The following is a 6,461-nucleotide window of genomic DNA, read 5'->3' as shown; positions in this document are numbered from 1 at the left end:
GGCGCGGTGCGCCGCGTCGCGCTCGGCCTGCTCGAGGGCCTGGGCGCCGTCGGCCGGGCGCTGCTCGCGCTCGGCCCGGTCGACGGCCGACTCGGGCAGCACCGGCCGCAGCCGGGCCACGACCTGGCGGTGCAGTTCCTCGGGGCCGAGGTCGGCGTCCAGCACCAGGTAGCGGGACGGCGCCCGGCGGGCCAGCTCGAGGAACCGTCCGCGCACGCGGGCGTGGAACTCGTCGGGCTCGGCCTCGAGCCGGTCGTGCTCGTCGCGGCGGCGGGTGCGCCCGGCGTCCGGCTCGATGTCGAGGACGACGGTGAGGTCGGGCGTCAGGCCCTGCGTGGCCCAGCGCGACAGCTGGGCCACCTCGGCCGTGCCGAGGTCGCGACCCTCGCCCTGGTAGGCCACCGAGGAGTCGGCGAAGCGGTCGGTGACCACGACGGACCCGGCCTCGAGCGCAGGCCGGACGACGGTCTCGACGTGGTGCGCGCGGTCGGCCGCGAACAGCAGCGCCTCGGCCCGGGCGGCGAGGTGGTCGCCGTGCAGCAGGACGTCGCGCAGCCGCTGGCCGGCCGGCGTGGCCCCGGGCTCGTGGGTGAGCACGGCGGTGTACCCCTGCCCGGTGAGCCACTCGCCGAGCAGCCGCACCTGGGTGGACTTGCCCGCGCCGTCGCCGCCCTCGAAGGCCACGAACCGGCCGGGGTAGGGGGCCCGACGCGCGGGCGCGTCGTGCAGCTGGCGCTGCTTGACCGCGGCGGCGAGGTCGGCCACCAGCGAGATGCCGGCGCGGTCGTCCATCTGCCGGTAGGACGCCAGGCCGATAAGCACCGCGACCACGCCGGCGAGCAGGAACGTGGCCATCACGCCGGTGTAGGTCAGGCTGACGTACTCGTTGACGCGCACGGTGTGCGGAAGCCCGAGCAGCTTGGAGATGCCGGCCGCGACCACCGGGCCGAGCGCCAGCACCGTGATCAGGACGACGCGCACCATCGACTGCACGAACGCGAACGTGCGACCACGGACGTCGTCGCCGACCTCGAGGCCCAGCAGCGTGTAGCCGGTGACCCACGCGGCGCCCGCGCACCCGCCGAGGCCGATGGTGAACAGCACGGCGAGCACGATGTTGGGCACGAGCGACATCAGCACGAGCCAGCCGCCGGCCGCGGCGATCGAGAGCCCGAAGAGGCGTCGCCGGCTGAACCCGCTCAGCAGCCGCGGCGCGAGCCACATGCCCGCGGCCATGCCGACGAACACCGAGGCGAACAGGGTGCCGTAGCCCGGTGAGCCCGCCCCGAGGTCGCCGACGAAGCTCTGCGCGAGGCCGATGACGAAGCCACCTGCCGCGAAGGCGCCAAGCATGCCCAGCACGAGGCCACGCACGAGCGGTGTGCGCCCGATGTACGTCCAGCCGTCGAGCGCCGTGCGCAGCACGGACTCCTGCCGCACCGACGACGACCGCACCTGCGGGAACTCCAGCCGCCAGATCACCAGGGCCGAGACCAGGAAGGTCAGCGCGTTGACGTACAGCGCGAGGTAGGTCGGGTTGCCCGCGAAGTGCGGGATGACGCCGTCGATGACGCCGCTGAACAGCGTCAGGCCCGAGAACACGACCGCGGCCAGCGGGGCGGAGCCGTAGGTGACGACCAGGCTGAGCTGGTTGGCCGCCTCGAGCCGCCGCCGCGGCACCAGGTTGGGCACCGTGGCGTCCTTGGCCGGCATCCAGAACAGGCCGACGACCTCGACCAGCACGGTGGCGACGTACAGCCACCACAGCGTGCCGACCAGCGGGATCGAGCAGAACAGGGCGAACCGCAGGACGTCGCCGTAGACCAGCGTCCAGCGCCGCGGCAGGCGGTCGGCGACGACGCCCGCGAGCGGCCCGAACAGCACGGCCGGCGCGAGCCGCAGGATGAACACGCCCGAGACGGCGAGCAGCTTGGCGGCCGGGGTCTGCGGCAGCGCCCCCGCCAGCGCCGTGGTGGCGAGCAGGCCGAGCCAGTCACCGAAGCTGGACAGGCCGAGCGCGAGCCACAGCCGCCGGAAGGGGGTGATCGCGAGGACCGCCCGGACGTCGTGGTCGGGGGCGTCGAGCTCGTCCGCCGCCTCGGCCGTGAGCTCCTCGGCTGCGGTCACCGCAGGCGGCTCGGGCTGGGGCACGGTCGTCTCAGGCACGTCGGCAGCCTACGGGAGTCGCCTGACAGGCGGCCGAGCCGCGCACCGCCGGCCTCAGGACTCCGTCGCCGCCGTCTTCTTCGCGGCGGTCTTCTTCGCGGCGGTCTTCTTGGCGGCCGTCTTCTTCGCGGTCTTCTTGGCCGTGGTCTTCTTCGCGGCCGTCTTCTTGGCCCCGCGCTTCTTCACCGGCCCGCGCGCCCGCTTGTCGGCGAGCAGCTCGGCCGCCCGCTCGAGCGTGATGGCCTCGACGGCGTCGTCCTTGCGCAGCGTCGCGTTGACCTCGCCGTCGGTGACGTAGGGGCCGAAGCGGCCGTCCTTGACCACGACCGGCTGGCCCGACACCGGGTCGGCGCCCAGCTCGCGCAGCGGCGCCGACGCCGCCTGGCCGCGCCCGCGCTTGGGCTGGGCGTAGATCGCGAGCGCCTCGTCCAGCGTGAGGTCGAACAGCTGCGCCTCGCTGGTGAGCGAGCGCGAGTCGGTGCCCTTCTTCAGGTACGGCCCGTAGCGGCCGTTCTGGGCGGTGATCTCGTCGCCGGACGACGGGTCGACGCCCACGATGCGCGGCAGCGACAGCAGGCGCAGCGCATCGGCCAGCGTCACGCTCTCGGGCGACATGTCCTTGAACAGGCTGGCGGTGCGCGGCTTGGGGCCGGCCGCCTTCTTGGCCGTCTTCTTCGCGCCCTCGGCCGGAGCCGGCTCGGGCTCGTCCTCGAGCAGCTCGGTGACGTAGGGGCCGTAGCGCCCGGCCTTGACCACGACGGCCCGCCCGGTGGCCGGGTCCTCGCCGAGCACGCGGCCGTCGTCCCCGCTCATCGTCAGCAGCTCGCGGGCCTTGTCGACGCTGAGCTCGTCGGGCGCGACGTCGTCCGGGACGGTAGCACGCTGCGGCTCGCCGTCCGCGCCCGTGACCTCGACGTACGGGCCGTAGCGGCCCACGCGCAGGACGACGTCCTCGCCGATCGGCACGGTGCTGATCTCGCGCGCGTCGATCTCGTCCAGGTCGCCCGCGAGGTCCTTGAGGCCCTCGAGCGCGCTGTCGGCGTCCCCGAAGTAGAACCGCTGCAGCCAGCGCGAGCGCTCCTCGCGGCCGTCGGCGATCTTGTCGAGGTCCTCCTCCATGCCGGCCGTGAAGTCGTAGTCGACCAGCCGGCCGAAGTGCTCCTCGAGCAGCCGCGTGACGGCGAAGGCCACCCACGACGGGACGAGCGCGTTGCCGCGCGTCCAGACGTAGCCGCGGTCGATGATCGTCGAGATGGTCGAGGCGTACGTCGAGGGCCGGCCGATGCCGCGCTCCTCGAGCGCCTTGACCAGGCTCGCCTCGGTGAAGCGTGGCGGCGGGCTCGTCTCGTGCCCCGAGACCTCGATGTCGCGGGCGCTGAGGTCGTCGCCCTCGGCCAGCTGCGGCAGCCGACGCTCGGCCTCGCGCTCGTTCGCCTCGGCCTCGCGCTGCTCGTCGCGGCCCTCCTCGTAGGCGGCGAGGAACCCGCGGAAGGTGATGACGGTGCCGCTCGCGCTGAACTCCGCGACCCGTCCGTCGGACGCCGTCGCCGCGAGCTTCACCGAGGCCGTCGAGCCGCGCGCGTCGGCCATCTGGCTGGCGACGGTGCGCTTCCAGATCAGCTCGTAGAGGCGGAAGTCGTCGCCGCGCAGCTGGCCCGAGACCTGCGCCGGGGTGCGGAACCGGTCGCCCGCGGGGCGGATCGCCTCGTGCGCCTCCTGGGCGTTCTTGGCCTTGCCGGCGTACAGGCGCGGGGCGTCGGGCACGTACTCGGGGCCGTAGAGCTCGCGGGCCTGCGACCGCGCCGCGGTGAGGGCCTCGCTCGACAGCACGGTCGAGTCGGTGCGCATGTAGGTGATGAAGCCGTTCTCGTACAACGACTGCGCGACGCGCATGGCGTGCCGGGACGAGAAGCGCAGCTTGCGTCCGGCCTCCTGCTGCAGCGTCGAGGTGGTGAACGGCGCGGCCGGACGACGGGTGTACGGCTTCTCGTCGACCGAGCTGACGGTGACGGCGGCCTGCTCCAGCCCCTGCGCCAGCGAGGTCGCGGCGGCGAGGTCGAGGTGCACCAGGTCGCGCGAGCCCTGCGTGAGCCGGCCGAGGTCGTCGAAGTCCTTGCCGGTGGCGACCCGCGAGCCGTCGACGCCGGTGAGGCGGGCGGTGAAGTTCGAGTCGTCGTCCGTCGCGAACGTGCCCTGCAGGTCCCAGTACTGCGCGCTGCGGAACGCCATCCGCTCGCGCTCGCGCTCGACCACCAGCCGCGTGGCCACCGACTGCACGCGGCCGGCCGACAGGCCCTGGCGCACCTTGCGCCACAGCACCGGCGAGACCTCGTAGCCGTAGAGGCGGTCGAGGATGCGGCGCGTCTCCTGCGCGTCGACGAGGCGGTCGTCGATGTCGCGGGTGTTCTCGAGCGCGCGCTGCAGCGCCTCGCGGGTGATCTCGTGGAACACCATGCGCTTGACCGGCACCTTGGGCTGCAGCGCCTCGAGCAGGTGCCACGCGATGGCCTCGCCCTCGCGGTCCTCGTCCGTCGCGAGGAAGAGCTCGTCCGCGTCCTTGAGCAGCCGCTTGAGCTCGGACACCTTCTTCTTCTTGTCGCTGTCGACGACGTAGTACGGCTCGAAGCCGTTCTCGAGGTCGACGGCGAACTTGCCGAACGGCCCCTTCTTCATGTCGGCCGGCAGCTCGGAGGGCTGCGGCAGGTCTCGGATGTGCCCGACGCTGGCCTCGACGTCGTAGCCGTCGCCGAGGTAGCCGGCGATGGTCTTGGCCTTGGCCGGCGACTCGACGATGACGAGCCGGCGGCGGCCGGAGGACGACGTGGCCACGCTTCTCCTTCTGCTGGGCACGGATCTCGCAGGGTTCACGCGCAGGTCGGGCGGGGTCGAGCAGGGGTCGAGCAGGCGTCGAGCAGGGCCCGACGGGCCACGACGGTAACGCTGCGGCACCGAGAGTGTGCAATCCGGGGCTCTCCGCGACCTCTCAGCGCGTCGCGGTCGGGCTGCCCGCGGGGTGGAGGAGGAGGTCGGCGACCAGGTGCCGGACGTCGGGCAGCAGCTCGCCCCGGACGTCGGCCTCCGGGCGCTCGAGCAGGTGGGCCAGGGCGCCGACCACCTGCCCGACGGACAGCTCGCCGTCGCTCGCGCCGACCAGCCCGGCCAGTGCCGTGCTCGCTCGCACCGCCCGGCCCAGGCCGCCGCCCTGGCGCAGCAGCACGACCTGGGGGTCGTCGGCGCCGGGCGTGCCGTGCCGCTCCTCGGTGACGTCCGGCGCCACCACGAGGTGCGCGGCGAGCAGGTCGTCGTCCGTGGTGCGGGCGAGCCAGTCCTCGGCGTCCAGGACGGCGGTCACGACCTCGCCCCGCGGCCCGTCGAGCGGTCCGCGGACGTCGTCCAGGCGGTGGGTCGTGGTGCCGACGGTGCTCGCGGGTCGGCGCAGGGTGACGACGCCGAAGCCGACGGCCTCGACCCCGCGGGCGGCGAAGTCGTCGAGCCAGCCGGCCACGAGCGCCTCGTGCGCGGGCGTGCCGGGCAGGTGGCCGCCGTCGCGCGCCCAGGTCTCGGCGTACTCGGCGGGGTCCTGCACCTCGCGCTGCACCACCCAGGCCTGGACGTCGGGCGGCAGCCACGCGCCCACCCGCTCGCGCCATTCGCCGTCGACGTGCTCCCAGTTGCCGAGCAGCTGGGCCACGCCGCCGGGCGCGAGGTGGTCGCCGAGGCCGCCGACCAGCTGGCGCACCACGTCGTCCCCGGCGCGCCCGCCGTCGCGGTACTCGTAGCGCGGCACCCCGGCGACGCGCGGCGTGATGACGAAGGGCGGGTTGCTCACCACGAGGTCGAACCTCTCGCCCGCCACCGGCTCCAGCAGGTCGCCGCGGCGCAGCTCGAGGGTGCGCCCGGCGAACGGCCCGCCGTCGGCCGCGGCGTTGAGCGCGGCGTTGAAGGCCGCGAAGGCCAGCGCGCGGGCCGAGACGTCGGTGCCCAGCACGGACGTCGCGTGCCGGGCGGCGTGGAAGGCCTGCACGCCGCAGCCGGTGCCGAGGTCGAGCACGCGGCCGACCGGGGTGCGCGGCGTCCACTGTGCGAGCGTGGTGGAGGCGCCACCCGCGCCCAGGACGTGGTCGGGCGCGAGCGGTCCGCCGGTCGCCAGCTCGCCGAGGTCGGAGGCGAGCCACCAGCCCGCGTCGTCGGCCGCGTAGGGGCGGACGTCGACGAGCGCGCGCACGTCGTCGTCGCGGCCCTCGCCGGTGGCCTCGACCAGGTGGGCGGCGCGGGCGGCCGCCAGGCCGAGGCGC

3 protein-coding genes are annotated in these 6,461 nt (G+C 74.4%); all 3 read right to left on the bottom strand.

From position 1 onward, the window contains the following. Positions 1-2,166, bottom strand: a 2,166-nt coding sequence (tmk, locus tag ACYVJ4_RS18030) for a dTMP kinase (RefSeq protein ID WP_460461460.1), incomplete at its 3' end; no start/stop codon positions are given. A 54-nt stretch (positions 2,167-2,220) separates the two neighbouring features. Beyond that, on the bottom strand, positions 2,221-4,995 hold the full coding sequence (topA, locus tag ACYVJ4_RS18025) for a type I DNA topoisomerase (RefSeq protein WP_460461459.1): 2,775 nt from the start codon (positions 4,993-4,995) through the stop codon (positions 2,221-2,223). A gap of 154 nt (positions 4,996-5,149) precedes the next feature. Next, on the bottom strand, positions 5,150-6,461 hold a 1,312-nt coding region (locus tag ACYVJ4_RS18020; protein ID WP_460461458.1), incomplete at its 5' end, for a methyltransferase.

The organism is Angustibacter peucedani, assembly GCF_054779595.1.
This window is presented reverse-complemented; position numbering and strand designations above follow the sequence as displayed.